The organism is Bacillus sp. FSL R5-0443, assembly GCF_038608285.1.
In the GTDB taxonomy this organism is placed as follows: domain Bacteria; phylum Bacillota; class Bacilli; order Bacillales; family Bacillaceae; genus Bacillus; species Bacillus velezensis.
On record NZ_CP152013.1, the window covers coordinates 131,276 to 156,287 of the forward strand.

Consider the following 25,012-nt stretch of genomic DNA (forward strand, 5'->3'; position numbering starts at 1 on the left):
ATATAATCAAAATAATAATTCCCTAATAAGGAAGGAGAAATTACCCAATGGCAAGAGAGTTCTCCTTAGAAAAAACTCGTAATATCGGGATCATGGCTCACATCGATGCCGGTAAAACGACTACTACAGAACGGATCTTGTTCTACACAGGCCGTATCCACAAAATTGGCGAAACTCACGAAGGTGCTTCGCAAATGGACTGGATGGAGCAGGAACAAGAACGCGGTATCACAATCACTTCTGCAGCAACGACTGCACAGTGGAAAGGTTACCGTGTAAACATCATCGATACACCGGGACACGTAGACTTCACAGTTGAAGTTGAACGTTCACTCCGTGTACTTGATGGTGCGGTTGCCGTACTTGATGCTCAATCAGGTGTTGAGCCTCAGACAGAAACAGTATGGCGCCAAGCAACAACTTACGGAGTACCGCGCGTTGTATTTGTCAACAAAATGGACAAAATCGGCGCAGACTTCCTTTACTCTGTAGGCACTTTAAGAGACCGTCTTCAAGCTAACGCTCACGCAATTCAATTGCCGATCGGCGCTGAAGACAACTTCGAAGGTATCATTGACTTAGTAGAAAACGTTGCGTATTTCTACGAAGATGACCTTGGAACTCGTTCAGATGCGAAAGAAATCCCTGAAGAGTACAAAGAGCAAGCTGAAGAGCTTCGCAGCAGCCTGATTGAAGCTGTAGCTGAGCTTGATGAAGAGCTTATGGAAAAGTACCTTGAAGGTGAAGAAATCACTATCCCTGAACTGAAAGCTGCTATCCGTAAAGGTACACTGAATGTTGAATTCTACCCTGTACTTGTTGGATCTGCTTTCAAAAACAAAGGTGTTCAGCTTGTACTTGATGCTGTTCTTGACTACCTTCCTGCGCCAACTGATGTTGCTGCAATCAAAGGTGTACGTCCTGACACAGATGAAGAGATTGTTCGTCATTCTTCTGATGAAGAGCCGTTCTCTGCACTTGCATTTAAAGTTATGACTGACCCTTATGTCGGTAAGCTGACATTCTTCCGCGTATATTCCGGTACACTTGATTCCGGTTCATATGTAAAGAACTCTACAAAAGGCAAGCGTGAGCGCGTAGGACGTATCCTTCAAATGCACGCTAACAGCCGTGAAGAGATCTCTACTGTTTACGCTGGAGACATCGCAGCTGCTGTAGGTCTAAAAGATACTTCTACTGGAGATACTCTATGTGATGAGAAGGATCTTGTAATCCTTGAATCAATGGAATTCCCAGAGCCTGTTATCGACGTAGCGATTGAGCCTAAATCAAAAGCTGACCAAGATAAAATGGGTATCGCTTTAGCGAAACTTGCTGAAGAAGATCCTACATTCCGTACACAAACAAACCCTGAAACGGGTCAAACAATCATCTCTGGTATGGGTGAGCTTCACCTTGATATCATTGTTGATCGTATGAAGCGTGAGTTCAAAGTTGAAGCTAACGTTGGTGCTCCTCAAGTTGCGTACCGTGAGACATTCCGTACCGGTGCAAAAGTTGAAGGTAAATTCGTACGTCAATCAGGCGGACGCGGTCAGTTCGGTCACGTTTGGATCGAATTTGAACCGAACGAAGAAGGCGCTGGCTTTGAATTCGAAAACGCAATCGTCGGTGGTGTTGTTCCTCGTGAATACATCCCAGCCGTACAAGCAGGTCTTGAAGACTCTCTTGAAAATGGTGTCCTAGCCGGATTCCCGCTAATCGACATCAAGGCGAAACTTTTTGATGGATCTTACCATGATGTTGACTCAAACGAAATGGCGTTTAAAGTCGCTGCTTCTATGGCATTGAAAAATGCAGTCAGCAAATGTAACCCAGTTCTTCTTGAACCAATCATGAAAGTTGAAGTTGTTATTCCTGAAGAATACATGGGAGACATCATGGGTGATGTTACTTCTCGTCGCGGACGCGTAGAAGGTATGGAAGCTCGCGGTAACGCTCAAGTTGTGCGTGCGATGGTACCTCTTGCTGAAATGTTCGGTTACGCTACTGCCCTTCGTTCTAACACGCAAGGACGCGGTACGTTCACAATGTTCATGGATCACTACGAAGAAGTGCCGAAGAGCATCGCTGAAGAAATTATCAAAAAAAATAAAGGCGAATAATTGATTTTGCCACTTAACTCAAGTATAACTACTATTGTAAGATGAGGAAGTGAGAGCTTGCTTTCACTTTCTATCACTCTATACATTACTAATTAAAAGCTCTTAAGGAGGATTTTAGAATGGCTAAAGAAAAATTCGACCGTTCCAAATCACATGCCAATATCGGTACAATTGGACACGTTGACCATGGTAAAACAACATTAACTGCTGCTATCTCAACAGTACTTCATAAGAAATCTGGTAAAGGTACAGCTATGGCGTACGATCAAATTGATGGTGCTCCAGAAGAACGTGAGCGCGGTATCACAATCTCTACTGCACACGTTGAGTACGAAACTGACACTCGTCACTATGCACACGTTGACTGCCCAGGACACGCTGACTATGTTAAAAACATGATCACTGGTGCTGCGCAAATGGACGGAGCTATCCTTGTAGTATCTGCTGCTGATGGCCCAATGCCACAAACTCGTGAGCACATCCTTCTTTCTAAAAACGTTGGTGTACCATACATCGTAGTATTCCTTAACAAATGCGACATGGTAGACGACGAAGAGCTTCTTGAGCTTGTTGAAATGGAAGTTCGCGATCTTCTTAGCGAATACGACTTCCCTGGTGATGATGTACCAGTTGTTAAAGGTTCTGCTCTTAAAGCTCTTGAAGGTGACGCTGAGTACGAAGAAAAAATTCTTGAACTTATGGCTGCAGTTGACGAGTACATCCCAACTCCAGAACGCGACACTGACAAACCATTCATGATGCCAGTTGAGGACGTATTCTCAATCACTGGTCGTGGTACAGTTGCTACTGGCCGTGTAGAACGCGGACAAGTTAAAGTCGGTGACGAAGTTGAAATCATCGGTCTTCAAGAAGAAAACAGCAAAACAACTGTTACAGGTGTTGAAATGTTCCGTAAGCTTCTTGACTATGCTGAAGCTGGAGACAACATCGGTGCACTTCTTCGCGGTGTAGCTCGTGAAGACATCCAACGTGGACAAGTACTTGCTAAACCAGGTACAATCACTCCACACAGCAAATTCAAAGCTGAAGTTTACGTTCTTTCTAAAGAAGAGGGTGGACGTCATACTCCATTCTTCTCTAACTACCGTCCTCAGTTCTACTTCCGTACAACTGACGTAACTGGTATCATCAATCTTCCAGAAGGCGTAGAAATGGTTATGCCTGGAGATAACACTGAAATGATCGTTGAACTTATCTCTACAATCGCTATCGAAGAAGGAACTCGTTTCTCTATTCGTGAAGGCGGACGTACAGTTGGTTCAGGCGTTGTTTCTACAATCACTGAGTAATCGACTCGTTCATTAATGCGGGGTCCCTTATGGGGCCTCGTTTTTTTGTTTCCCCGCTGATTCCATGTATAATAGAACGTATACAAATTTTAGGAGCAGACCGATGAACGATAACTTCAAGAAAACCAATCGTATTTCAATGCTTCAGCAATTGCTGATTAATGGCAGTGAACAAACCATTATGATTAATGGTGATGACAGGAGTAATCCGCTGCTTTTGTTTTTGCACGGCGGTCCCGGCACGCCCCAAATCGGCTATGCGAGAAAATACCAGAATAAGCTGGAAAAGCATTTCACCGTTGTGAACTGGGATCAGAGAGGGGCGGGTCTCTCTTATTCAAAGGAAATTCCGGGTTCATCTATGACCTTGGATCAGCTGACAGCCGATACCATTCATTTGACCGAACGCCTATGCAAGCAATTCAGCAGGCAAAAAATATATATCGCCGGCTATTCGTGGGGTTCAGTTCTGGCGCTTCATGTTCTTCAAGAGAGGCCTGATTTGTATTATGCGTATATCGGTATCAGTCAGGTGGTTAATATTCAAAAGGAAGAAACGGAAGCTTACCGGCTGATGATGGAATGGAGCAGGCAACGCAAACATTTCCTGCTGGAAAAGACGCTGAGCTTTATCGGAGCGCCTCCATGGGAGAAACAGCTGCAGCGAACGTTGTTTCTGCTTTGTATCGAGATGAGGGGAGGGGGCTTTACCCATCATCCGATCGGTGCTCTTAAAGCAGGGGGGCGAATGCTGTTTGGTGAACCGTACGGTGTGAGAGGGAGTTTCTTAGCCGCGCGGGGACAAATGTTCAGCCTGAAACACCTGTGGGAGGATCTCATTTTCTTTGATGCCGGAGAATCAGTTTCTTCTATTATAATACCGTGCTGTTTTATGTCAGGGAGATACGATTTGACGGTCCCGGGGACGACGTCTTATGAATATTATCAGAAGGTTGATGCGCCGTATAAAGAATGGCATTGGTTTGAGAATTCAGCCCATTCGCCTCACTTGGAGGAACCGGATCGCTTTGCCGAAGTTGTCAGCCGGTTCGCATCGTTCCATCTCTGAAAGAAAACAGGCATATCCTTGATTAATCATGGTATCACCTGTATAATAATCAAAGTGTGAAAACCACAAGGTTCTTTAAATAAACCTTGCAACATGCGTCTATTTTCTGTATAATAGTGTATGTTGGTCTTTGACTGCGATGAAGTGAGAGGTTGCTGACACACCCGGCCGCTTTGCCATGGCAAGGTGATCAGGTTTTTCTCGCGGAGAACTGTCTAACGTGATGTAGGCGAAAAGGAGGGAAAATAATGGCAAAACAAAAAATTCGTATTCGTTTAAAAGCATATGATCATAGAATCCTTGATCAATCTGCAGAGAAGATTGTTGAAACGGCAAAACGTTCTGGTGCCAGCGTATCTGGTCCGATTCCGTTGCCAACTGAAAAATCAGTTTACACAATCCTTCGTGCGGTGCACAAATACAAAGATTCTCGTGAGCAATTTGAAATGCGTACACATAAACGTTTAATCGACATTGTGAACCCAACACCACAAACTGTTGATGCTCTCATGCGATTAGACTTACCATCTGGTGTCGATATCGAAATCAAACTTTAATTCTAAAATATAGAATGATCTTAATAGGAGGTGTGACGAATGACCAAAGGAATCTTAGGAAGAAAAATTGGTATGACGCAAGTATTCGCAGAGAACGGTGATCTTATCCCGGTAACTGTTATTGAAGCAGCTCCAAACGTTGTTCTTCAAAAGAAAACAGCTGAAAATGATGGCTATGAAGCGATCCAGCTTGGTTTTGACGATAAGCGTGAAAAGCTTTCAAACAAACCGGAAAAAGGACACGTTGCAAAAGCGGAAACTGCTCCTAAGCGCTTCGTTAAAGAATTACGCGGCGTGGATATGGATGCGTATGAAATTGGTCAGGAAGTCAAGGTTGAAATTTTCTCTGCAGGAGAAATCGTAGATGTAACAGGAGTATCTAAAGGTAAAGGTTTCCAAGGTGCAATCAAGCGCCACGGACAATCTCGCGGACCTATGTCTCACGGTTCACGCTACCACCGTCGTCCTGGTTCAATGGGACCTGTAGATCCTAACCGTGTATTCAAAGGTAAACTATTACCTGGACGCATGGGCGGAGATCAAATCACTGTCCAAAACCTTGAAATCGTAAAAGTAGATGCTGAGCGCAATCTTCTTTTGATTAAAGGTAACGTACCTGGTGCGAGAAAAACTTTAATCACTGTTAAAAGTGCTGTTAAATCTAAATAAGTCTCTTAGGAAAGGAGGAAATTGATCATGCCAAAAGTAGCATTATACAACCAAAACGGTTCTACTGCTGGTGATATCGAATTAAACGCGTCTGTATTTGGAATTGAGCCAAATGAGAGCGTAGTATTCGACGCTATTCTTATGCAAAGAGCTTCCTTACGTCAAGGATCTCACAAAGTAAAAAATCGTTCTGAAGTACGCGGCGGAGGTCGCAAACCATGGCGTCAAAAAGGTACAGGTCGTGCCCGTCAAGGTTCAATCCGTTCACCGCAATGGCGCGGAGGTGGTGTCGTATTCGGCCCAACACCACGCAGCTATTCTTACAAATTACCTAAAAAAGTTCGCCGCTTGGCAATCAAATCAGTATTGTCTTCTAAAGTGAACGACAACAACATTATTGTTCTTGAAGATCTTACTCTTGATACGGTTAAAACAAAAGAAATGGCAGCTATCCTTAAAGGATTATCTGTTGAGAAAAAAGCTTTAATCGTAACTGCGGATGCAAACGAAGCAGTATCTCTTTCTGCACGCAACATCCCTGGAGTTACAGTTGTTCAAGCTAACGGAATCAACGTGTTAGACGTTGTCAACCACGAGAAGCTTCTGATTACAAAAGCTGCGGTTGAAAAAGTAGAGGAGGTGCTTGCATAATGAAAGATCCTCGTGATGTTCTTAAGCGCCCCGTCATTACTGAACGTTCTGCTGATTTAATGACTGAAAAAAAATATACTTTTGAAGTTGATGTAAGAGCTAACAAAACAGAAGTGAAAGATGCAGTTGAAAGTATCTTTGGAGTGAAAGTTGACAAAGTCAACATCATGAACTACAAAGGGAAATCAAAACGTGTCGGCCGCTACACTGGTATGACTAGCCGTCGCAGAAAAGCGATCGTAAAACTTACTGCAGACAGCAAAGAAATCGAAATTTTTGAAGCTTAATTATCTGTAAAAAGAAGGAGGGAAATTCAAAATGGCGATTAAAAAGTATAAACCGACCTCTAACGGACGTCGTGGCATGACAACTTCAGATTTTGCTGAAATCACGACTGACCAGCCGGAAAAATCCTTGCTTGCGCCCCTTCACAAAAAAGGCGGACGTAACAACCAAGGTAAATTGACTGTACGTCACCAAGGTGGCGGACACAAACGCCAATACCGTGTTATCGACTTCAAACGCGATAAAGATGGTATACCTGGACGCGTTGCTACAGTTGAGTACGATCCAAACCGTTCAGCTAACATTGCACTAATCAACTATGTAGACGGAGAAAAACGTTACATTCTTGCACCAAAAGGAATTCAAGTAGGTACTGAAATCATGTCCGGCCCTGAAGCTGACATCAAAGTAGGTAACGCACTTCCGCTTATCAACATTCCTGTTGGTACAGTTGTGCATAACATTGAATTAAAACCTGGTAAAGGTGGACAGCTTGTACGTTCAGCTGGTACATCTGCTCAGGTTCTTGGTAAAGAAGGCAAATACGTTCTTGTACGTCTTAACTCTGGTGAAGTTCGCATGATCCTTTCTGCTTGCCGCGCTTCTATCGGTCAAGTAGGTAACGAGCAGCACGAACTTATCAACGTTGGTAAAGCAGGACGCTCTCGCTGGAAAGGCATCCGCCCTACAGTCCGCGGTTCTGTAATGAACCCTAACGATCACCCGCATGGTGGTGGTGAAGGTCGCGCGCCAATCGGACGTAAATCACCAATGTCTCCTTGGGGCAAACCGACTCTTGGATTCAAGACACGTAAGAAAAAGAACAAATCTGATAAATTTATCGTACGTCGTCGTAAAAATAAATAACGGGGTTGTCTACGGTTCATTTCGGACCGTAGTGCAATCACGAAGGGAGGTTCCAAAATGGCTCGCAGCTTGAAAAAAGGACCATTTGTCGATGGACACTTGATGACAAAAATCGAGAAATTAAATGAAACGGACAAGAAACAAGTTGTAAAAACTTGGTCTCGCCGTTCAACTATTTTCCCACAATTTATCGGTCACACTATCGCAGTATATGACGGACGTAAACACGTGCCTGTATTCATTTCTGAAGACATGGTAGGCCACAAGTTGGGCGAATTCGCACCGACTCGTACTTACAAAGGCCACGCCAGTGACGATAAAAAAACAAGACGCTAAGAGAGGAGGCTTTTAAATGCAAGCTAAAGCTGTTGCAAGAACAGTCCGTATTGCTCCTCGTAAAGCACGTCTAGTAATGGACCTGATTCGAGGTAAGCAAGTAGGCGAAGCAGTATCTATCCTGAACTTAACTCCGAGAGCTGCTTCTCCGATCATCGAAAAAGTTTTAAAATCTGCTATCGCAAATGCTGAGCACAACTACGAGATGGACGCTAACAATCTGGTTATTTCTCAGGCATTTGTTGACGAAGGCCCAACGTTAAAAAGATTCCGCCCGCGTGCTATGGGACGTGCGAGCCAAATCAACAAACGTACGAGCCACATTACAATCGTTGTATCAGAAAAGAAGGAGGGATAAGTAGTGGGTCAAAAGGTAAATCCAGTCGGTCTTCGTATCGGAGTCATTCGTGATTGGGAATCTAAGTGGTACGCTGGTAAAGATTACGCTGACTTCCTGCACGAAGATTTAAAAATTCGTGAATTCATTAGCAAACGCCTTTCTGACGCTTCTGTTTCTAAAGTAGAAATCGAGCGCGCAGCAAACCGCGTTAACATTACGATCCACACTGCTAAGCCTGGTATGGTAATCGGTAAAGGCGGATCTGAAGTTGAAGCACTTCGTAAAGCCCTTAACAGCCTTACTGGCAAGCGTGTACACATTAACATTCTTGAAATCAAAAGAGCAGATCTTGATGCTCAGCTTGTAGCTGACAACATCGCTCGTCAACTAGAAAACCGTATTTCTTTCCGCCGTGCGCAGAAACAACAAATCCAACGCACTATGCGTGCTGGAGCACAAGGTGTGAAAACAATGGTTTCCGGCCGTCTTGGCGGAGCTGACATTGCTCGTTCTGAATACTACAGTGAAGGAACTGTTCCATTGCACACTTTACGTGCTGACATCGACTATGCAACATCTGAAGCTGACACAACTTACGGTAAGCTTGGTGTAAAAGTCTGGATCTATCGTGGAGAGGTTCTTCCTACTAAGAAGAAAACTGAGGAAGGAGGAAAATAATATGTTATTACCAAAACGCGTTAAATATCGCAGAGAGCATCGCGGAAAAATGCGCGGTCGCGCTAAAGGCGGTACTGAAGTACATTTTGGTGAGTACGGTATCCAGGCTCTTGAAGCTTCTTGGATCACAAACCGCCAAATCGAAGCTGCACGTATTGCGATGACTCGTTACATGAAACGTGGCGGTAAAGTTTGGATTAAAATTTTCCCTTCAAAACCTTACACTGCTAAACCGCTTGAGGTACGGATGGGTTCCGGTAAAGGGGCTCCTGAAGGCTGGGTAGCTGTTGTAAAACCGGGCAAAGTTTTATTTGAAATTTCTGGTGTGTCTGAAGAGGTAGCTCGTGAAGCTCTTCGTCTTGCATCTCACAAATTGCCAATTAAAACGAAGTTCGTAAAACGTGAAGAAATTGGTGGTGAATCAAATGAAAGCTAATGAAATTCGTGACCTTACCACTGCTGAAATTGAACAAAAAGTAAAGTCTCTTAAAGAAGAACTTTTCAATCTTCGCTTTCAATTAGCGACAGGACAACTTGAAAATACTGCTCGCATTCGTGAAGTGCGCAAAGCTATCGCGCGCATGAAAACTGTGATTCGTGAAAGAGAAATTGCTGCCAACAAATAATCACTGAGGGGAGGTCGTGAGCATGAGCGAACGTAACCAACGCAAAGTTTACCAAGGCCGTGTTGTTTCTGACAAAATGGATAAAACCATCACTGTTGTTGTTGAAACATACAAAAAGGATCCTATTTACGGTAAACGCGTAAAATACTCAAAGAAATTCAAAGCACATGATGAAAATAACCAAGCTAAAATCGGAGACATCGTAAAGATCATGGAAACTCGTCCATTATCTGCAACTAAGCGTTTTCGTCTAGTAGAAGTTGTCGAAGAAGCTGTTATTATCTAATAAAGTTCGGAATTCTTTTTCCGAAGGGAGGTAACAAATAATGATTCAACAAGAGACTCGTTTAAAAGTTGCTGACAACTCCGGTGCGCGTGAGGTACTTACTATTAAAGTTCTTGGCGGTTCTGGACGTAAAACGGCTAACATTGGTGATGTAATTGTTTGCACGGTTAAACAAGCAACACCAGGAGGCGTTGTCAAAAAAGGTGAAGTCGTAAGAGCTGTTATCGTTCGCACAAAAAGCGGAGCACGCAGAACTGACGGATCATACATCAGCTTCGATGAGAATGCATGTGTTATCATCCGTGACGACAAGAGCCCGCGTGGAACTCGTATCTTCGGACCGGTTGCCCGTGAATTACGTGAAAACAACTTCATGAAAATTGTTTCTCTGGCTCCAGAAGTTATCTAATGAAATAAATGCCTTACTCAAGGAGGTGCGATCAGGATGCATGTGAAAAAAGGCGATAAAGTAATGGTTATCTCTGGTAAAGATAAAGGCAAACAAGGTACGATCCTTGCTGCTTTCCCTAAAAAGGACCGCGTTCTAGTTGAGGGCGTAAACATGGTGAAGAAGCACTCTAAACCAACTCAAGCAAACCCTCAAGGCGGTATTTCTAATCAAGAGGCGCCAATTCATGTATCAAACGTTATGCCGCTCGATCCTAAAACAGGTGAAGTGACTCGCGTAGGATACAAAGTGGAAGATGGCAAAAAAGTTCGTGTTGCAAAAAAATCTGGGCAAGTCTTAGATAAATAGTATTTAAAGGAAGGGAGGTCTATCTCATGAACCGCCTTAAAGAAAAGTACAATAAAGAAATTTCACCTGCTTTAATGACGAAGTTCAACTACGACTCTGTTATGCAGGTGCCAAAAATCGAAAAAATCGTAATCAACATGGGTGTCGGTGATGCTGTTCAAAACGCAAAAGCAATCGACAGTGCTGTTGAAGAATTAACGTTTATCGCAGGTCAAAAACCTGTCGTTACTCGTGCGAAGAAATCAATTGCTGGATTCCGTCTTCGTGAGGGAATGCCTATCGGTGCGAAAGTAACTCTTCGCGGAGAGCGCATGTATGATTTCCTTGATAAACTTATTTCTGTATCTTTACCGCGTGTACGTGACTTCCGCGGGATTTCTAAGAAATCTTTTGACGGTCGCGGAAACTACACTCTTGGTATCAAAGAACAGTTAATCTTCCCTGAAATTGACTACGATAAAGTAACAAAGGTTCGCGGAATGGACATCGTTATCGTAACGACTGCTAACTCTGACGAAGAGGCTCGTGAGCTATTAACTCAAGTAGGTATGCCGTTCCAGAAATAATCAATGAAAGGGAGGCGAAATCGTGGCTAAAAAGTCAATGATTGCGAAACAACAACGTACACCAAAGTTTAAAGTGCAAGAGTACACTCGCTGTGAACGCTGCGGACGTCCGCACTCAGTCATTCGTAAATTTAAACTTTGCCGTATTTGTTTCCGTGAGCTTGCATATAAAGGACAAATTCCTGGCGTGAAAAAAGCCAGCTGGTAATCCCCAAGAATGGGAAGGAGGTAATTATATAATGGTTATGACAGATCCAATTGCAGATATGCTGACTCGTATTCGCAATGCAAACATGGTACGTCATGAGAAGCTTGAAATTCCTGCTTCTAAATTGAAAAGAGAAATTGCTGACATTTTAAAGCGTGAAGGTTTCATTCGTGACGTTGAGTTCGTAGAAGACAGCAAACAAGGTATCATCCGCGTTTTCTTGAAATACGGACAAAACAACGAGCGCGTTATCACTGGTCTTAAAAGAATCAGCAAACCAGGTTTGCGTGTATACGCTAAATCAAATGAAGTACCTCGCGTACTTAACGGTCTTGGAATCGCGATTATTTCTACATCACAAGGTGTTTTAACGGACAAAGAAGCCCGTGCAAAACAAGCTGGTGGAGAAGTTCTAGCATACGTTTGGTAAGAAGTTTAACAAGAATGGAGGTGTTTTAGTATGTCTCGTGTAGGAAAAAAACTGCTTGAGATCCCTTCTGGAGTTACAGTAACGCTGAACGAAGGCAACACTGTAGCTGTAAAAGGACCAAAAGGAGAATTAACTCGTACTTTCCATCCTGATATGGAAATCAAAATTGAGGACAACGTGCTTACAGTTACTCGTCCTTCTGATCACAAAGAGCACCGTGCGCTGCATGGTACGACTCGCAGTCTGCTTGGAAACATGGTTGAAGGCGTATCTAAAGGATTTGAAAGAGGTTTGGAATTAGTCGGTGTCGGTTATCGTGCGGCTAAATCCGGAAACAAACTTGTTTTAAACGTTGGATACTCTCACCCTGTTGAGATCGTTCCTGAAGAGGGCATCGAAATCGAAGTTCCTTCTCAAACTAAAGTAGTTGTAAAAGGTACAGACAAAGAGCGTGTAGGAGCTATCGCTGCTAACATCCGCGCTGTACGTTCTCCAGAGCCTTACAAAGGTAAAGGAATCCGCTACGAAGGTGAAGTTGTTCGCCGTAAAGAAGGTAAATCTGCTAAGTAAGACCGCTTAAAGTGAAGAAAGGAGTGACCTAAGGATGATTACGAAAACTAGCAAAAATGCTGCTCGTCAAAAAAGACATGCCCGTGTTCGTGCTAAACTTTCAGGCACAGCTGAAAGACCTCGTCTGAATGTGTTCCGTTCAAACAAACACATTTATGCTCAAATCATCGATGATGTAAATGGCGTTACACTTGCTAGTGCCTCTACTCTCGATAAAGATTTGAACGTGGAAAGCACTGGTGACAGCGCTGCTGCTGCTAAAGTCGGTGAACTCGTTGCGAAACGCGCTTCTGAGAAAGGTGTTTCTGACGTAGTATTTGACCGCGGTGGATACTTATACCATGGACGTGTAAAAGCTCTGGCCGATGCAGCTCGTGAAGCCGGACTGAAATTTTAATAAAAAAAGGAGGGACACATGATTATGCGTCGTATTGACCCAAGCAAATTAGAGTTAGAAGAACGCTTAGTTACGGTTAACCGCGTAGCGAAAGTTGTTAAAGGTGGTCGTCGTTTCCGTTTCGCAGCTCTAGTCGTTGTCGGTGACAAAAACGGTCACGTAGGTTTCGGTACTGGTAAAGCACAAGAAGTACCTGAAGCAATCCGCAAAGCTGTTGAAGATGCGAAAAAGAATTTGATTGAAGTACCAATGGTTGGAACTACGATTCCACACGAAATCATCGGACGTTTCGGTGCAGGCAATATCTTGTTGAAACCTGCTTCTGAAGGTACTGGAGTTATCGCTGGAGGCCCTGTACGTGCGGTACTTGAGCTTGCTGGCGTTGCTGATATCCTTTCTAAGTCTTTAGGTTCTAACACACCGATCAACATGATCCGTGCAACACTTCAAGGTTTAAGTGAGCTTAAACGTGCCGAAGAGGTTGCGAAGCTTCGTGGAAAATCTGTAGAAGAACTGTTAGGATAAGGAGGGAACATTAATGGCTAAATTAGAAATTACCCTCAAACGCAGTGTAATCGGTCGCCCGGAAGATCAGCGCGTTACTGTAAGAACACTTGGTTTAAAGAAAACAAACCAAACTGTCGTTCATGAAGATAACGCTGCGATCCGCGGTATGATTAATAAAGTATCTCATCTAGTTTCTGTTAAAGAACAATAAAAATAAATTATAGGCTAAGGAGGTGTCCTAATGAAACTTCATGAATTAAAGCCTTCAGAAGGTTCACGTAAAGTACGCAATCGCGTAGGTCGTGGTATTGGTTCTGGTAACGGTAAAACAGCTGGTAAAGGTCACAAAGGTCAAAACGCTCGTTCTGGCGGCGGTGTACGCCCTGGATTCGAGGGGGGACAAATGCCTTTATTCCAACGTCTTCCTAAACGCGGTTTTACAAACATCAACCGTAAGGATTACGCTATTGTGAACGTAGACAAATTGAACGGTTTTGCGGAAGGAACGGAAGTCACTCCTGAACTTCTTCTTGAGACTGGTGTTATTAGCAAACTTAATGCAGGAGTAAAGATTCTTGGCAACGGTAAATTAGAGAAAAAATTAACTGTAAAAGCCAATAAATTCTCTGCTTCTGCGAAAGAAGCTGTTGAAGCTGCTGGCGGTACAGCTGAGGTGATCTAACTTGTTTAAGACAATCTCCAACTTTATGCGTGTGAGTGATATTCGGAATAAAATCATTTTTACATTACTCATGCTTATCGTCTTTCGCATAGGTGCATTTATCCCTGTGCCATATGTAAATGCTCAGGCGTTGCAGACACAAAGTTCGATGGGGGTTTTTGATCTCCTTAATACATTTGGCGGCGGTGCGCTTTATCAGTTCTCCATTTTTGCGATGGGAATTACGCCTTACATCACTGCTTCAATCATCATTCAGCTGCTTCAGATGGATGTTGTGCCGAAGTTTACCGAGTGGTCTAAGCAAGGTGAAGTCGGCCGCCGTAAATTAGCTCAGTTCACGAGATATTTTACGATTGTGCTTGGTTTTATCCAGGCATTAGGTATGTCTTACGGGTTTAACAACCTGGCAAACGGTATGCTGATTGAAAAATCCGGCATATCGACATATCTGATTATTGCTTTAGTACTCACTGGAGGAACTGCTTTTTTAATGTGGCTGGGAGAACAAATTACTTCCAATGGAGTAGGTAACGGAATTTCGATCATCATCTTCGCGGGGATTGTGGCTAGTATTCCGAAAACTGTTGGGCAGATTTATGAGACTCAATTTGTCGGCAGCAGCGATCAGCTGTTTATTCATATTGTAAAAATCGCTTTACTGGTGATTGCGATTTTGGCCGTTATTGTTGGTGTTATTTTCATTCAGCAGGCCGTACGCAAAATCGCGATTCAATATGCAAAAGGGCAAGGTCGTTCACCTGTTGGCGGAGGCCAGTCAACTCACCTTCCGCTTAAAGTGAATCCGGCAGGGGTTATTCCGGTAATCTTTGCGGTTGCGTTTCTTATTACGCCGCGTACTATCGCGTCATTTTTCGGAGAAAACAATGTGACAAAGTGGATTCAAGCCAACTTTGACAATACACATCCGGTGGGCATGGCGGTTTATGTCGCATTAATTATCGCCTTTACGTACTTCTATGCTTTTGTGCAGGTAAACCCTGAACAAATGGCTGATAACCTAAAAAAACAGGGTGGCTATATCCCGGGGGTTCGTCCAGGGAAAATGACTCAAGATAGAATTACGAGCATTTTGTATCGACTTACGTTTGTGGGTTCTATATTCTTAGCCGTGATTTCCATTCTTCCTATCTTTTTCATTCAATTCGCTGGATTGCCTCAAAGTGCACAGATTGGCGGAACATCATTGTTAATTGTCGTCGGGGTAGCCTTGGAGACAATGAAGCAGCTGGAGAGCCAGTTAGTGAAACGTAATTACCGAGGATTTATGAAAAATTAGAGGACTGGTTTTAACCATTCCTCTAAATAAGAGAGGACGGGGGAAATCCGAATGAACTTAGTCTTAATGGGACTTCCTGGAGCCGGTAAAGGCACACAGGGAGAACGAATTGTTGAGGATTATGGGATACCTCATATCTCAACGGGAGATATGTTCCGTGCTGCTATGAAAGAAGAAACACCACTCGGACTCGAAGCAAAGTCTTATATTGATAAAGGCGAGCTCGTACCGGACGAAGTCACAATCGGCATTGTCAAAGAAAGACTCGGCAAAGATGATTGTGAAAGAGGTTTTCTTCTGGACGGATTTCCGCGAACAGTCGCTCAGGCTGAAGCTCTTGAAAACATTCTTGAGGAATACGGCAAGCCGATTGATTATGTCATTAACATTAAAGTAGACAAAGACTCTTTAATGGAACGTTTGACTGGACGCAGAATTTGCAGTGTTTGCGGCACAACCTATCATTTGGTTTTCAATCCGCCGAAAACGCCGGGTGTTTGTGATAAAGACGGAGGAGACCTTTATCAACGGGCAGATGATAATGAGGAAACCGTCTCAAAACGGCTTGAGGTCAACATGAAGCAGACTCAGCCTTTACTCGATTTTTATTCTGAGAAAGGGTATCTTGTCAACGTCAATGGCCAGCAGGACATTAACGACGTGTACCAAGATGTGAAAGAGCTTCTTGGAGGATTGAGCAAATGATTATCTGTAAGACCCCTCGTGAGCTTGGCATCATGCGGGAAGCAGGGCGAATCGTGGCTTTGACTCATGAAGAGATGAAAAAGCACATTAAACCAGGAATCTCGACAAAAGAATTGGATCAAATTGCCGAACGTTTTATTGAGAAGCAGGGTGCAATCCCATCTTTTAAGGGGTATAATGGGTTTCGCGGGAGCATCTGTGTATCAGTTAATGAAGAACTCGTTCACGGAATACCCGGTAAAAGGGTTTTGCGTGACGGTGACATTATCAGCATTGATATCGGTGCTAAATTAAATGGTTATCATGGTGACTCTGCTTGGACATATCCGGTAGGAAACATCAGTGATGATGATAAACGACTGCTGGAAGTAACAGAGGAGTCTTTATATAAAGGCTTGAAGGAAGCAAAACCAGGTGAACGTTTGTCGAATATTTCCCACGCAATACAAACGTATGTCGAAAATGAGCAGTTTTCAGTTGTTAGGGAGTATGTCGGACATGGTGTTGGTCAAGACTTGCATGAGGATCCGCAAATTCCTCATTACGGTCCGCCAAACAAAGGACCTAGGCTGAAGCCTGGTATGGTTCTCGCTATAGAACCGATGGTTAACGCTGGCAGCCGATATGTGAAAACATTGGCTGATAACTGGACGGTTGTAACGGTAGATGGGAAAAAGTGTGCTCATTTTGAACATACGATTGCGATTACGGAAACGGGTTTTGATATACTGACAAAAGTCTAGATGATGAAATGAATTCCATGACATATGTTTTTCATTCCGCACCTGGGCAGATTGTAGGTTTACAATTGGTCGGAAGAAAAACCGGCTAGCTGCTGTCACCGGAATGAAGATTCATCATCGTGTACTAAAGCAGACGGAGAAAAGCGTACATTTCATTCTCCTTAGAAAAAGAATATCAATCATTCACCCTTTATGATTGCGTATCTCCGGAAGTTCAGAACAGTATAAACGAAACAGGGCGTGTGACAAACGGATAACTGAGATTTTCTCTTTTGAAATTTGTCAGAGAGCAAGTTACTGATTTGAAGAAGGGAGAACACTTGAATGGCGAAAGACGATGTAATTGAAGTGGAAGGTACGATTGTCGAAACACTGCCAAACGCGATGTTCAAAGTTGAACTCGAAAATGGCCATACGGTTTTGGCTCACGTATCTGGTAAAATCCGCATGCACTTCATTCGCATTTTACCTGGAGACAAAGTTACGGTAGAATTATCTCCATATGACTTAACTCGTGGCAGGATTACGTACCGTTACAAATAAAGCACTCCGGAAACTGAAGGAGGTTGGAAACACATGAAAGTGAGACCATCAGTTAAACCAATCTGCGAGAAATGTAAAGTTATTCGCAGAAAAGGAAAAGTAATGGTGATCTGTGAAAATCCAAAGCATAAACAAAAACAAGGATAATTAATAAGGAGGTGCCCAGAGAATGGCTCGTATTGCTGGTGTAGATATCCCACGTGACAAACGTGTTGTTATTTCTTTAACATATGTCTTCGGAATTGGCCGCACAACGGCTCAGCAAGTCTTGAAAGAGGCTGGTGTTTCTGAAGATACTCGTGTGCGTGATCTTACTGAAGAAGAACTTGGTAAAATCCGTGATGTTATTGACAAACTGAAAGTAGAAGGTGACCTTCGCCGTGAAGTTTCTCTTAACATCAAGCGTCTGATCGAAATCGGAAGCTACCGCGGAATCCGCCATCGCAGAGGTTTGCCTGTTCGCGGACAAAACTCTAAAAACAATGCGCGTACTCGTAAAGGTCCGCGTCGTACTGTAGCTAACAAGAAAAAATAAGTAAGGGAGGTACCTAAACAATGGCTGCTGCTCGTAAACAAAACACGCGTAAACGTCGCGTGAAAAAGAATATTGAGTCAGGAATCGCTCATATTCGTTCAACTTTCAACAACACGATCGTTACGATCACTGATACTCATGGTAATGCTCTTTCTTGGTCAAGTGCCGGAGCTCTAGGATTCAGAGGTTCTCGTAAATCTACTCCTTTTGCTGCGCAAATGGCTGCTGAAACAGCTGCTAAAGGTTCAATCGAACACGGACTTAAAACTCTTGAAGTAACTGTTAAAGGACCAGGTTCTGGCCGTGAAGCTGCAATCCGTGCTTTACAAGCTGCCGGACTTGAAGTTACAGCTATCAGAGACGTAACTCCTGTTCCTCATAATGGATGCCGTCCACCAAAACGTCGCCGCGTGTAATTTGTTTGTATAGATTTTGTGTCCCTGTCAATAATGGGTTATGATACAGTTATTTATGAAACGAATGCACCGACTCGTTGCCTGAGCACATACGGGACTAAACAATGGGGAATTTCGGATGGAATCTCATATGATTCTATTCGAGGTTTCGACGTTTTGAAGGAGGGTTTTAAGTAATGATCGAGATTGAAAAACCAAAAATCGAAACGGTTGAAATCAGCGACGATGCCAAATTTGGTAAGTTTGTCGTAGAGCCGCTTGAGCGTGGATATGGTACAACTCTGGGTAACTCCTTACGTCGTATCCTCTTATCCTCACTCCCTGGTGCCGCTGTAACATCGATCCAGATAGATGGTGTACTGCACGAATTCTCGACAATCGAAGGCGTTGTGGAAGATGTTACAACGATAATCTTGCACATTAAAAAGCTTGCATTGAAAATCTACTCTGATGAAGAGAAGACGCTTGAAATTGATGTACAGGGCGAAGGAACTGTCACAGCAGCTGATATTACACACGACAGCGATGTTGAAATCCTTAATCCGGATCTTCATATCGCGACTCTTGGTGAGAATGCGAGTTTCCGAGTTCGCCTTACTGCACAAAGAGGACGTGGGTATACACCTGCTGATTCGAACAAAAGAGACGATCAGCCAATCGGCGTGATTCCGATCGATTCAATCTTTACGCCAGTTTCTCGTTTATCTTATCAGGTAGAAAACACTCGTGTAGGCCAGGTTGCAAACTATGACAAACTTACACTTGATGTTTGGACTGACGGAAGCACTGGACCGAAGGAAGCAATTGCTCTCGGTTCAAAGATTTTAACTGAACACCTTAATATATTCGTCGGTTTAACTGACGAAGCTCAGCATGCTGAAATCATGGTTGAAAAAGAAGAGGATCAAAAAGAAAAAGTTCTTGAAATGACGATTGAGGAACTTGACCTTTCTGTCCGTTCTTACAACTGCTTGAAGCGTGCGGGCATTAACACGGTTCAAGAACTTGCGAACAAGACGGAAGAAGATATGATGAAAGTTCGCAACCTGGGACGCAAATCACTTGAAGAAGTGAAAGCGAAACTAGAAGAACTTGGACTCGGCCTTCGCAAAGACGATTGATCTAGTTTCCATGTGAACTAGGATTTTCGTGTGTTTTTTATTTAGAAACAGCATTCCATTAAAGGAGGGGACATCACATGTCATACAGAAAACTAGGACGTACGAGTTCACAGCGTAAAGCTATGCTTCGTGATCTTACAACAGATTTGATCATCAACGAAAGAATTGAAACAACTGAAACACGTGCGAAAGAACTTCGCTCTGTTGTTGAAAAGATGATCACTCTTGGTAAGCGCGGTGACTTGCATGCTCGTCGTCAAGCTGCTGCATACATTCGCAACGAGGTTGCTAATGAAGAAAATAACCAAGATGCACTTCAAAAATTGTTCTCTGACATTGCAACTCGTTACGAGGAGCGCCAAGGCGGATACACACGTATTATGAAGCTTGGTCCTCGCCGTGGTGACGGTGCACCAATGGCAATCATCGAATTGGTTTAATCACATATTTTTGTGTATCTAAAGAAGGGCGGGACAGTTTCTAACTGGATCTATGCCCTTTTTTTAGATATCAGAACTTTTTATCATGAGACAGAAAAGCAGAGCTATAGCTGAGAGGAGGTCAGGCGCCCGTGGATCAAAAACAGCTTATATCCGTAAAAGACATTCTATTCCGCTACCGCAAAGATGCAGAAAGACCGGCGCTGGACGGTGTGAGTCTGGAGGTATACGAAGGAGAATGGCTTGCTATCGTAGGCCACAACGGTTCAGGGAAGTCGACTTTGGCCAGAGCGCTGAACGGACTGATTTTGCCTGAGGCCGGAGAAATTGAAGTCGGCGGCATCAAACTGACTGAGGATACCGTGTGGGATGTGCGAAAAAAAATAGGGATGGTCTTTCAGAATCCCGATAACCAATTTGTCGGAACGACTGTTCGCGATGATGTGGCTTTTGGTTTAGAAAACAATGGTGTTCCGCGCGAAGAAATGATTGAGAGAGTAGATTGGGCTGTCACACAAGTCAATATGCAGGATTTTCTTGATCAAGAGCCGCACCATCTCTCCGGAGGTCAAAAACAAAGAGTGGCGATCGCGGGGATTATTGCCGCGCGTCCTGATATTATGATTTTGGATGAAGCGACATCCATGCTTGACCCGATTGGGAGAGAAGAAGTCCTTGATACTGTCAGACGCTTAAAAGATCAGGGCATGGCCACCGTCATTTCGATAACACATGACCTGGAAGAAGCCGCAAGGGCGGACAGGATCATTGTGATGAACGGCGGCAGGAAATATGCAGAGGGCACGCCTGAAGAGATTTTTAAATTAAACGAAGACTTGGTTCGCATCGGTCTTGATTTGCCTTTCTCATTCCAGCTCAGCCTGCTTTTGAAAGAAAGCGGACTGGCGTTAACGAAAAACCATCTGACTCAGGAAGGGCTGGTGAATGAGCTGTGGACATTAAAATCAAAGATGTAGAACACCGCTATCAAATGAAGACACCGTTTGAACGGCTGGCTCTGTATGATATCAATGCCGTGATAAAAGAGGGCAGCTACGTTGCCGTCATCGGGCATACAGGGTCGGGCAAATCGACGCTCCTGCAGCATTTAAACGGTTTGCTGAAACCGACTAAAGGACAGCTTGAACTCGGGAGCACGATTCTGGCAGCCGGTAAAAAGAATAAAGACCTTAAGACTTTGCGAAAAAAAGTCGGAATCGTTTTCCAATTTCCCGAACATCAGCTGTTTGAAGAGACTGTGCTGAAGGACATCGCATTCGGACCGATGAATTTCGGTGTAAAAAAAGAAGACGCTGAACGGAAAGCAAAAGAAATGCTGGGGCTTGTGGGCCTTCCGGAAGACATTTTGAATCGTTCACCATTTGAGCTCAGCGGCGGCCAGATGCGCAGAGTGGCGATTGCCGGCGTTCTCGCGATGGAGCCGGAAGTGCTGGTTTTGGATGAACCGACGGCCGGTCTTGATCCGAGAGGGCGCCAGGACATTATGGACATGTTCTATGCGCTTCATCAGCGGGGAAACCTGACTACCGTTCTCGTCACCCATAGCATGGAGGACGCCGCCCGCTATGCTGACGAAATGATCGTCATGCACAAAGGAACCATTAAAGCGACGGGGAGTCCGCGTGACTTGTTTGTAAAAGGTGAAGAGATGGCCGAAATGGGACTGGATCTTCCTGAATCGGTGAAGTTTCAGAGACGGCTTGAGAAGGCTCTCGAAGTCAAGTATGAAAAACCCATGCTGACCCTGCAGGATGCCGCCAGTGAAATTAAGGCTTTCTTTCAGGAGGAAAAGGACCAATGATGGACAGCATGATTATCGGAAAGTATGTTCCGGGATCATCGCTTATTCACCGATTGGACCCGCGAACAAAACTTGTCAGCATTTTTCTTTTTGTATGTATCGTCTTTTTGGCAAACAACGTACAGACGTATGCTTTGCTCGGTTTGTTTACATTCGGGGTGATCGCCTTGACTCGCGTGCCGTTCAGCTTTTTGCTGAAGGGGCTTAAGCCGATTATCTGGATTGTGGCGTTTACCTTTTTATTACACATTTTCATGACGCATGAAGGATCTGTCATTTTTCAGCTTGGCTGGTTTAAAGTGTATGAGGGCGGACTTATACAGGGGATTTTTATCTCTCTCCGTTTCGTTTACCTTATCTTTATGACGACGCTGCTGACGCTGACAACAACGCCGATTGAAATAACGGATGGAATGGAGCAGATCCTGAATCCTTTTAAAAAGGTGAAGCTGCCCGTACACGAACTCGCATTGATGATGTCGATATCATTGCGATTTATCCCGACATTGATGGAAGAGACAGATAAAATCATGAAGGCGCAAATGGCGAGGGGTGCGGACTTTACAAGCGGCCCGGTGAAAGACAGAATCAAAGCGGTTGTTCCGCTGCTTGTCCCGCTGTTTGTCAGCGCCTTTAAACGCGCGGAAGAGCTCGCGGTCGCCATGGAGGCGAGAGGCTACCAGGGCGGTGAGGGGAGAACGAAATACAGAAAGCTCGTCTGGACCGGAAAGGATACCGGAGCTATTCTGCTCATCATCGTATTAGCCGTGTTATTGTTTTTCTTAAGAAGTTAGAGGTGCTGCTGAATGAGAGTGAAATGTACCATTGCTTATGACGGGCATTTATTTAACGGATATCAGGTTCAGCCTGGAAAACGGACCGTTCAAAGTGAATTGGAAAAAGCGCTGGCCGTCATCCATAAAACGGACGGCAGAGTGCCTGTGTACTCATCCGGCCGCACGGACAGCGATGTTCATGCTGCCGGGCAGGTCATTCATTTTGATACGCCGCTGTCCATCCCGGCTGAGAAATGGCCGTTTGCGCTCAATGCCCTGCTGCCTGATGATATTGCCGTCAAAACAGCAGAGATTGCGGATGATGGGTTCCATGCACGATTTAGCGCGGTCCAAAAGGAATATCGCTACTTTGTATATACGGAGAAACACCCGGACGTATTTAAACGACATTACGCTTACCATTTTGCATATCAGCTTAATGTGCAGAAAATGAGGGAAGCTTCAAGGCACCTCATCGGGACACATGATTTCACAAGCTTTTGTGCGGCTGATACCGCGGTTCAGGATAAAGTCAGAACGATTTACGAGCTGGATTGGACTGAGACCGGAGACGGCCTGCAGATGCGGATCACCGGTAACGGTTTTCTCTATAATATGGTCAGAATCATTGCCGGAACATTATTGGATACAGGAGCTGGAAAATTTTCTCCCGATGATGTAAAAGCAATGCTCGAAGCGAAGGATCGCGAAGCCGCGGGGCGCACCGCACCGGGGCACGGGCTGTATTTATGGAGCGTTTGCTATGACAACTAAACCAGGTGTAACATTTTCTTGACAGAGTCTGCATAAAGTTATAAGATATCATATGGTATGTATTTCAACCCCACGATAAGCCCCGGAACTTATTGTGTTGTGAAATAGAACGTAATCGAAGATTATTGAAAATGACAGATCATTTAGGAGGGAAATTCAATGCGTACAACACCTATGGCTAACGCAAGTACTATTGAACGCAAGTGGTTAGTTGTTGATGCAGCAGGCAAGACTTTAGGACGTCTTTCTACAGAAGTTGCATCTATCCTTCGCGGGAAACACAAACCGACTTACACACCGCACGTTGATACTGGAGATCATGTGATCATCATCAACGCTGAAAAAATCGAGTTAACTGGTAAAAAGTTAACTGACAAAATCTACTACCGTCACACTCAACATCCAGGCGGATTAAAATCAAGAACTGCTCTTGAAATGCGTACAAACTACCCTGAGAAAATGCTTGAGCTTGCTATCAAAGGCATGCTTCCAAAAGGTTCTCTAGGTCGTCAAATGTTCAAGAAATTGAACGTATACCGTGGTTCTGAGCATCCACATGAAGCACAAAAACCTGAAGTTTACGAACTTCGCGGTTAATTAAAAAGGAGGTTACCAATTTGGCACAGGTTCAATATTACGGTACTGGCCGTCGTAAAAGTTCTGTAGCGCGTGTGCGCTTAGTTCCAGGTGAAGGTCGTATCGTCGTTAATAATCGTGAAATCAGCGAGCACATTCCATCTCCAGCTCTAATCGAAGATATCAAACAACCATTAACTTTAACTGAAACAGCTGGTACTTATGATGTTTTAGTAAACGTACATGGAGGCGGCTTATCTGGTCAAGCTGGAGCAATCCGTCATGGTATCGCTCGTGCTTTGCTTGAAGCAGATCCAGAATACCGTGCAACACTTAAACGTGCTGGTCTTCTGACTCGTGACGCTCGTATGAAAGAACGTAAAAAATACGGTCTTAAAGGCGCTCGTCGTGCACCTCAGTTCTCAAAACGTTAATCGTTTTGGATGGCAAAAACCACAACTTCTTGGTTGTGGTTTTTTTGTATTTTTTTCTCATATTCAAGAGGTTATCCGATGTTTTTCTAGAATTGTTTGTTATACTCTATTCATTACCAATAAGGAGCGCAGTTATAATGAATAAGTTAGTCATACATAACAGCAAGGCATGGGATAAAAAAGTCGAAACAGGCAATGAATGGACGGTTGCGGTTGATTCTCATACGATTGGTGAAGCGAAAAAAGGCAATTGGAGCATCAGAATGACCCCCGGAAAAGATGTGCCGGCGGATTGGTTTCCGCCCATAGACGGTCTGAAGGTTCTTTGTCTCGCTTCAGGAGGAGGACAGCAAGGGCCGGTCCTTGCTGCTGCAGGAGCGGACGTGACCATCTTTGACAATTCGGAAAAACAGCTTGCGCAAGACAGAATGGTTGCCGAGCGGGACGATCTTACGCTTCGGACTGTCAAAGGCAGCATGAATGATCTGAGCTGTTTTGATGATGAGTCATTTGATTTTATCGTGCACCCGGTATCGAATTGCTTTGTTGATACGGTTCTTCCGGTATGGAAAGAAGCTCATCGTGTATTGAAAAAAGGCGGGTCTTTAGTCTCCGGTTTTGTAAATCCCGTCGTGTTCTTATTTGATATGGATTTAGAGCAGGAAGGCGTACTAAAAGTAAAGTATTCCATTCCGTTTTCGGATGAAAAAGATCTGAGTAAGAAAAAGGTAAAGGAACTTATTGATAATCATGAAGCACTTGAATTCGGCCATACGCTGGAGGATCAAATTAAAGGTCAGATTGACGCAGGCTTCATGGTTGCCGGTTTTTACGAGGACAAAGGCGGCCTCGTGCTGGATGAATACATTAATACATACTCCGTAACAAGAAGCATTAAAATATAAAAACGGCA

Annotated in this window: 40 protein-coding genes and 1 pseudogene; all 41 read left to right on the plus strand. The window is 44.0% G+C overall.

The features are described 5' to 3' along the window. Positions 1-47: 47 nt before the first annotated feature. The 41 genes and pseudogenes from fusA (at position 48) to NYE28_RS00910 (ending at position 25,004) form a co-directional block, all read left to right on the plus strand. The gene (gene fusA, locus NYE28_RS00710; protein ID WP_007410399.1) at positions 48-2,126 is read left to right on the plus strand and encodes an elongation factor G; all 2,079 of its coding nucleotides are present in this window, start codon (positions 48-50) and stop codon (positions 2,124-2,126) included. A gap of 119 nt (positions 2,127-2,245) precedes the next feature. Next, the gene (tuf, locus tag NYE28_RS00715) at positions 2,246-3,436 is read left to right on the plus strand and encodes an elongation factor Tu (protein ID WP_007410400.1); all 1,191 of its coding nucleotides are present in this window, start codon (positions 2,246-2,248) and stop codon (positions 3,434-3,436) included. A 103-nt stretch (positions 3,437-3,539) separates the two neighbouring features. Continuing rightward, positions 3,540-4,505 (plus strand): alpha/beta hydrolase, encoded by a 966-nt coding sequence (locus NYE28_RS00720; RefSeq protein ID WP_085341675.1) that lies wholly within the window; start codon positions 3,540-3,542, stop codon positions 4,503-4,505. 248 nt (positions 4,506-4,753) lie between these two features. Then, positions 4,754-5,062, plus strand: coding sequence for a 30S ribosomal protein S10 (gene rpsJ, locus NYE28_RS00725; RefSeq protein WP_003156464.1), 309 nt, complete (start codon positions 4,754-4,756; stop codon positions 5,060-5,062). 39 nt (positions 5,063-5,101) lie between these two features. Next, positions 5,102-5,731 (plus strand): 50S ribosomal protein L3, encoded by a 630-nt coding sequence (gene rplC, locus NYE28_RS00730; RefSeq protein WP_007410402.1) that lies wholly within the window; start codon positions 5,102-5,104, stop codon positions 5,729-5,731. A gap of 27 nt (positions 5,732-5,758) precedes the next feature. Next, on the plus strand, positions 5,759-6,382 hold the full coding sequence (gene rplD / locus NYE28_RS00735; RefSeq protein WP_007615239.1) for a 50S ribosomal protein L4: 624 nt from the start codon (positions 5,759-5,761) through the stop codon (positions 6,380-6,382). Beyond that, positions 6,382-6,669, plus strand: coding sequence for a 50S ribosomal protein L23 (rplW, locus tag NYE28_RS00740; protein ID WP_003156467.1), 288 nt, complete (start codon positions 6,382-6,384; stop codon positions 6,667-6,669). The genes rplD and rplW overlap by 1 nt, the downstream gene beginning before the upstream one ends. A 31-nt stretch (positions 6,670-6,700) precedes the next feature. Further along, positions 6,701-7,534 (plus strand): 50S ribosomal protein L2, encoded by an 834-nt coding sequence (gene rplB, locus NYE28_RS00745; RefSeq protein ID WP_003156470.1) that lies wholly within the window; start codon positions 6,701-6,703, stop codon positions 7,532-7,534. A gap of 57 nt (positions 7,535-7,591) precedes the next feature. Then, positions 7,592-7,870 carry a 30S ribosomal protein S19 gene (rpsS, locus tag NYE28_RS00750; protein ID WP_003156472.1) on the plus strand — a complete coding sequence of 93 codons (279 nt, stop codon included), beginning with the start codon at positions 7,592-7,594 and terminating at the stop codon, positions 7,868-7,870. A gap of 16 nt (positions 7,871-7,886) precedes the next feature. Continuing rightward, on the plus strand, positions 7,887-8,228 hold the full coding sequence (rplV, locus tag NYE28_RS00755; protein WP_003156475.1) for a 50S ribosomal protein L22: 342 nt from the start codon (positions 7,887-7,889) through the stop codon (positions 8,226-8,228). Positions 8,229-8,231: 3 nt separating this feature from the next. Further along, entirely contained in the window at positions 8,232-8,888 is a 657-nt protein-coding gene (gene rpsC, locus NYE28_RS00760) for a 30S ribosomal protein S3 (protein WP_003156476.1), read from the plus strand. A gap of 1 nt (position 8,889) precedes the next feature. After that, a complete protein-coding gene (rplP, locus tag NYE28_RS00765; protein WP_003156478.1) occupies positions 8,890-9,324 on the plus strand; it encodes a 50S ribosomal protein L16 in 435 nt (144 codons plus the stop codon). Further along, the gene (gene rpmC, locus NYE28_RS00770; RefSeq protein ID WP_003156482.1) at positions 9,314-9,514 is read left to right on the plus strand and encodes a 50S ribosomal protein L29; all 201 of its coding nucleotides are present in this window, start codon (positions 9,314-9,316) and stop codon (positions 9,512-9,514) included. The genes rplP and rpmC overlap by 11 nt, the downstream gene beginning before the upstream one ends. Before the next feature lie 22 nt (positions 9,515-9,536). After that, positions 9,537-9,800: a 30S ribosomal protein S17 gene (rpsQ, locus tag NYE28_RS00775; protein WP_003156484.1), complete on the plus strand. Its 264-nt coding sequence runs from the start codon at positions 9,537-9,539 to the stop codon at positions 9,798-9,800. A 40-nt stretch (positions 9,801-9,840) separates the two neighbouring features. Further along, the gene (rplN, locus tag NYE28_RS00780; protein WP_007410404.1) at positions 9,841-10,209 is read left to right on the plus strand and encodes a 50S ribosomal protein L14; all 369 of its coding nucleotides are present in this window, start codon (positions 9,841-9,843) and stop codon (positions 10,207-10,209) included. A gap of 36 nt (positions 10,210-10,245) precedes the next feature. Then, a complete protein-coding gene (rplX, locus tag NYE28_RS00785; protein WP_003156486.1) occupies positions 10,246-10,557 on the plus strand; it encodes a 50S ribosomal protein L24 in 312 nt (103 codons plus the stop codon). Between the two features lie 26 nt (positions 10,558-10,583). Continuing rightward, positions 10,584-11,123 carry a 50S ribosomal protein L5 gene (rplE, locus tag NYE28_RS00790; protein ID WP_003156487.1) on the plus strand — a complete coding sequence of 180 codons (540 nt, stop codon included), beginning with the start codon at positions 10,584-10,586 and terminating at the stop codon, positions 11,121-11,123. A gap of 22 nt (positions 11,124-11,145) precedes the next feature. Further along, on the plus strand, positions 11,146-11,331 hold the full coding sequence (gene rpsN, locus NYE28_RS00795) for a 30S ribosomal protein S14 (protein WP_003156488.1): 186 nt from the start codon (positions 11,146-11,148) through the stop codon (positions 11,329-11,331). A 31-nt stretch (positions 11,332-11,362) separates the two neighbouring features. Continuing rightward, complete coding sequence (gene rpsH, locus NYE28_RS00800; protein WP_003156489.1) at positions 11,363-11,761, plus strand: 30S ribosomal protein S8; 399 nt, start codon at positions 11,363-11,365, stop codon at positions 11,759-11,761. Between the two features lie 30 nt (positions 11,762-11,791). Continuing rightward, the gene (rplF, locus tag NYE28_RS00805; protein WP_003156490.1) at positions 11,792-12,331 is read left to right on the plus strand and encodes a 50S ribosomal protein L6; all 540 of its coding nucleotides are present in this window, start codon (positions 11,792-11,794) and stop codon (positions 12,329-12,331) included. A 34-nt stretch (positions 12,332-12,365) separates the two neighbouring features. Next, the gene (gene rplR, locus NYE28_RS00810) at positions 12,366-12,728 is read left to right on the plus strand and encodes a 50S ribosomal protein L18 (RefSeq protein ID WP_003156492.1); all 363 of its coding nucleotides are present in this window, start codon (positions 12,366-12,368) and stop codon (positions 12,726-12,728) included. 24 nt (positions 12,729-12,752) lie between these two features. Further along, on the plus strand, positions 12,753-13,253 hold the full coding sequence (gene rpsE / locus NYE28_RS00815; protein WP_003156493.1) for a 30S ribosomal protein S5: 501 nt from the start codon (positions 12,753-12,755) through the stop codon (positions 13,251-13,253). A gap of 13 nt (positions 13,254-13,266) precedes the next feature. Beyond that, positions 13,267-13,446: a 50S ribosomal protein L30 gene (rpmD, locus tag NYE28_RS00820; RefSeq protein WP_003156497.1), complete on the plus strand. Its 180-nt coding sequence runs from the start codon at positions 13,267-13,269 to the stop codon at positions 13,444-13,446. Between the two features lie 30 nt (positions 13,447-13,476). Next, on the plus strand, positions 13,477-13,917 hold the full coding sequence (rplO, locus tag NYE28_RS00825; protein ID WP_007410405.1) for a 50S ribosomal protein L15: 441 nt from the start codon (positions 13,477-13,479) through the stop codon (positions 13,915-13,917). Between the two features lies 1 nt (position 13,918). Continuing rightward, complete coding sequence (secY, locus tag NYE28_RS00830; RefSeq protein WP_007615246.1) at positions 13,919-15,214, plus strand: preprotein translocase subunit SecY; 1,296 nt, start codon at positions 13,919-13,921, stop codon at positions 15,212-15,214. Between the two features lie 51 nt (positions 15,215-15,265). Continuing rightward, positions 15,266-15,919 carry an adenylate kinase gene (locus NYE28_RS00835; protein ID WP_094031443.1) on the plus strand — a complete coding sequence of 218 codons (654 nt, stop codon included), beginning with the start codon at positions 15,266-15,268 and terminating at the stop codon, positions 15,917-15,919. Further along, the gene (gene map / locus NYE28_RS00840; protein WP_007410408.1) at positions 15,916-16,662 is read left to right on the plus strand and encodes a type I methionyl aminopeptidase; all 747 of its coding nucleotides are present in this window, start codon (positions 15,916-15,918) and stop codon (positions 16,660-16,662) included. The genes NYE28_RS00835 and map overlap by 4 nt, the downstream gene beginning before the upstream one ends. 22 nt (positions 16,663-16,684) lie before the next feature. Further along, a pseudogene (locus NYE28_RS00845) lies at positions 16,685-17,009 on the plus strand (RNA-binding protein). After that, a complete protein-coding gene (infA, locus tag NYE28_RS00850; RefSeq protein ID WP_003156508.1) occupies positions 16,987-17,205 on the plus strand; it encodes a translation initiation factor IF-1 in 219 nt (72 codons plus the stop codon). Before NYE28_RS00845 ends, infA begins: the two are co-directional and overlap by 23 nt. A gap of 33 nt (positions 17,206-17,238) precedes the next feature. Further along, positions 17,239-17,352, plus strand: a complete 114-nt coding sequence (gene rpmJ / locus NYE28_RS00855) for a 50S ribosomal protein L36 (protein WP_003156543.1) — start codon at positions 17,239-17,241, stop codon at positions 17,350-17,352. A 22-nt stretch (positions 17,353-17,374) separates the two neighbouring features. Next, a complete protein-coding gene (gene rpsM / locus NYE28_RS00860; RefSeq protein WP_003156545.1) occupies positions 17,375-17,740 on the plus strand; it encodes a 30S ribosomal protein S13 in 366 nt (121 codons plus the stop codon). A gap of 20 nt (positions 17,741-17,760) precedes the next feature. Then, entirely contained in the window at positions 17,761-18,156 is a 396-nt protein-coding gene (gene rpsK / locus NYE28_RS00865) for a 30S ribosomal protein S11 (protein WP_007410409.1), read from the plus strand. A gap of 176 nt (positions 18,157-18,332) precedes the next feature. Then, positions 18,333-19,277, plus strand: a complete 945-nt coding sequence (locus tag NYE28_RS00870; protein WP_003156549.1) for a DNA-directed RNA polymerase subunit alpha — start codon at positions 18,333-18,335, stop codon at positions 19,275-19,277. A 77-nt stretch (positions 19,278-19,354) separates the two neighbouring features. Then, entirely contained in the window at positions 19,355-19,717 is a 363-nt protein-coding gene (rplQ, locus tag NYE28_RS00875; protein WP_003156550.1) for a 50S ribosomal protein L17, read from the plus strand. A 131-nt stretch (positions 19,718-19,848) separates the two neighbouring features. Continuing rightward, on the plus strand, positions 19,849-20,694 hold the full coding sequence (locus NYE28_RS00880; protein ID WP_007615256.1) for an energy-coupling factor ABC transporter ATP-binding protein: 846 nt from the start codon (positions 19,849-19,851) through the stop codon (positions 20,692-20,694). Next, positions 20,670-21,539 carry an energy-coupling factor ABC transporter ATP-binding protein gene (locus NYE28_RS00885; RefSeq protein ID WP_094031444.1) on the plus strand — a complete coding sequence of 290 codons (870 nt, stop codon included), beginning with the start codon at positions 20,670-20,672 and terminating at the stop codon, positions 21,537-21,539. Before NYE28_RS00880 ends, NYE28_RS00885 begins: the two co-directional genes overlap by 25 nt. Next, positions 21,536-22,333: an energy-coupling factor transporter transmembrane protein EcfT gene (locus NYE28_RS00890; RefSeq protein ID WP_059366897.1), complete on the plus strand. Its 798-nt coding sequence runs from the start codon at positions 21,536-21,538 to the stop codon at positions 22,331-22,333. The genes NYE28_RS00885 and NYE28_RS00890 overlap by 4 nt, the downstream gene beginning before the upstream one ends. 12 nt (positions 22,334-22,345) lie before the next feature. Further along, positions 22,346-23,089, plus strand: a complete 744-nt coding sequence (gene truA / locus NYE28_RS00895; RefSeq protein ID WP_076425820.1) for a tRNA pseudouridine(38-40) synthase TruA — start codon at positions 22,346-22,348, stop codon at positions 23,087-23,089. A gap of 159 nt (positions 23,090-23,248) precedes the next feature. Then, complete coding sequence (gene rplM, locus NYE28_RS00900) at positions 23,249-23,686, plus strand: 50S ribosomal protein L13 (RefSeq protein WP_003225844.1); 438 nt, start codon at positions 23,249-23,251, stop codon at positions 23,684-23,686. Between the two features lie 20 nt (positions 23,687-23,706). Then, positions 23,707-24,099: a 30S ribosomal protein S9 gene (gene rpsI / locus NYE28_RS00905; protein WP_003225846.1), complete on the plus strand. Its 393-nt coding sequence runs from the start codon at positions 23,707-23,709 to the stop codon at positions 24,097-24,099. A gap of 137 nt (positions 24,100-24,236) precedes the next feature. Beyond that, on the plus strand, positions 24,237-25,004 hold the full coding sequence (locus NYE28_RS00910; protein WP_007410414.1) for a class I SAM-dependent methyltransferase: 768 nt from the start codon (positions 24,237-24,239) through the stop codon (positions 25,002-25,004). Positions 25,005-25,012: the final 8 nt, after the last annotated feature.

Bases quoted from the DNA above. Each gene is read 5' to 3' on its own strand.
- rpsQ (WP_003156484.1), top strand. From the start codon at position 9,537: ATGAGCGAACGTAACCAACGCAAAGTTTACCAAGGCCGTGTTGTTTCT.
- rpsS (WP_003156472.1), top strand. From the start codon at position 7,592: ATGGCTCGCAGCTTGAAAAAAGGACCATTTGTCGATGGACACTTGATG.
- rpsK (WP_007410409.1), top strand. From the start codon at position 17,761: ATGGCTGCTGCTCGTAAACAAAACACGCGTAAACGTCGCGTGAAAAAG.
- fusA (WP_007410399.1), top strand. From the start codon at position 48: ATGGCAAGAGAGTTCTCCTTAGAAAAAACTCGTAATATCGGGATCATG.
- rplV (WP_003156475.1), top strand. From the start codon at position 7,887: ATGCAAGCTAAAGCTGTTGCAAGAACAGTCCGTATTGCTCCTCGTAAA.
- rpmC (WP_003156482.1), top strand. From the start codon at position 9,314: ATGAAAGCTAATGAAATTCGTGACCTTACCACTGCTGAAATTGAACAA.
- infA (WP_003156508.1), top strand. From the start codon at position 16,987: ATGGCGAAAGACGATGTAATTGAAGTGGAAGGTACGATTGTCGAAACA.
- rplB (WP_003156470.1), top strand. From the start codon at position 6,701: ATGGCGATTAAAAAGTATAAACCGACCTCTAACGGACGTCGTGGCATG.
- NYE28_RS00870 (WP_003156549.1), top strand. From the start codon at position 18,333: ATGATCGAGATTGAAAAACCAAAAATCGAAACGGTTGAAATCAGCGAC.
- rplP (WP_003156478.1), top strand. From the start codon at position 8,890: ATGTTATTACCAAAACGCGTTAAATATCGCAGAGAGCATCGCGGAAAA.
- rplF (WP_003156490.1), top strand. From the start codon at position 11,792: ATGTCTCGTGTAGGAAAAAAACTGCTTGAGATCCCTTCTGGAGTTACA.
- NYE28_RS00890 (WP_059366897.1), top strand. From the start codon at position 21,536: ATGATGGACAGCATGATTATCGGAAAGTATGTTCCGGGATCATCGCTT.
- truA (WP_076425820.1), top strand. From the start codon at position 22,346: ATGAGAGTGAAATGTACCATTGCTTATGACGGGCATTTATTTAACGGA.
- rplN (WP_007410404.1), top strand. From the start codon at position 9,841: ATGATTCAACAAGAGACTCGTTTAAAAGTTGCTGACAACTCCGGTGCG.
- rplE (WP_003156487.1), top strand. From the start codon at position 10,584: ATGAACCGCCTTAAAGAAAAGTACAATAAAGAAATTTCACCTGCTTTA.
- rpmJ (WP_003156543.1), top strand. From the start codon at position 17,239: ATGAAAGTGAGACCATCAGTTAAACCAATCTGCGAGAAATGTAAAGTT.
- map (WP_007410408.1), top strand. From the start codon at position 15,916: ATGATTATCTGTAAGACCCCTCGTGAGCTTGGCATCATGCGGGAAGCA.
- rplD (WP_007615239.1), top strand. From the start codon at position 5,759: ATGCCAAAAGTAGCATTATACAACCAAAACGGTTCTACTGCTGGTGAT.
- rpsE (WP_003156493.1), top strand. From the start codon at position 12,753: ATGCGTCGTATTGACCCAAGCAAATTAGAGTTAGAAGAACGCTTAGTT.
- rplC (WP_007410402.1), top strand. From the start codon at position 5,102: ATGACCAAAGGAATCTTAGGAAGAAAAATTGGTATGACGCAAGTATTC.
- rplO (WP_007410405.1), top strand. From the start codon at position 13,477: ATGAAACTTCATGAATTAAAGCCTTCAGAAGGTTCACGTAAAGTACGC.
- tuf (WP_007410400.1), top strand. From the start codon at position 2,246: ATGGCTAAAGAAAAATTCGACCGTTCCAAATCACATGCCAATATCGGT.
- NYE28_RS00910 (WP_007410414.1), top strand. From the start codon at position 24,237: ATGAATAAGTTAGTCATACATAACAGCAAGGCATGGGATAAAAAAGTC.
- rplR (WP_003156492.1), top strand. From the start codon at position 12,366: ATGATTACGAAAACTAGCAAAAATGCTGCTCGTCAAAAAAGACATGCC.
- rplW (WP_003156467.1), top strand. From the start codon at position 6,382: ATGAAAGATCCTCGTGATGTTCTTAAGCGCCCCGTCATTACTGAACGT.
- rpmD (WP_003156497.1), top strand. From the start codon at position 13,267: ATGGCTAAATTAGAAATTACCCTCAAACGCAGTGTAATCGGTCGCCCG.
- rpsH (WP_003156489.1), top strand. From the start codon at position 11,363: ATGGTTATGACAGATCCAATTGCAGATATGCTGACTCGTATTCGCAAT.
- rplM (WP_003225844.1), top strand. From the start codon at position 23,249: ATGCGTACAACACCTATGGCTAACGCAAGTACTATTGAACGCAAGTGG.
- NYE28_RS00835 (WP_094031443.1), top strand. From the start codon at position 15,266: ATGAACTTAGTCTTAATGGGACTTCCTGGAGCCGGTAAAGGCACACAG.
- rplX (WP_003156486.1), top strand. From the start codon at position 10,246: ATGCATGTGAAAAAAGGCGATAAAGTAATGGTTATCTCTGGTAAAGAT.
- rplQ (WP_003156550.1), top strand. From the start codon at position 19,355: ATGTCATACAGAAAACTAGGACGTACGAGTTCACAGCGTAAAGCTATG.
- NYE28_RS00720 (WP_085341675.1), top strand. From the start codon at position 3,540: ATGAACGATAACTTCAAGAAAACCAATCGTATTTCAATGCTTCAGCAA.
- rpsM (WP_003156545.1), top strand. From the start codon at position 17,375: ATGGCTCGTATTGCTGGTGTAGATATCCCACGTGACAAACGTGTTGTT.
- rpsJ (WP_003156464.1), top strand. From the start codon at position 4,754: ATGGCAAAACAAAAAATTCGTATTCGTTTAAAAGCATATGATCATAGA.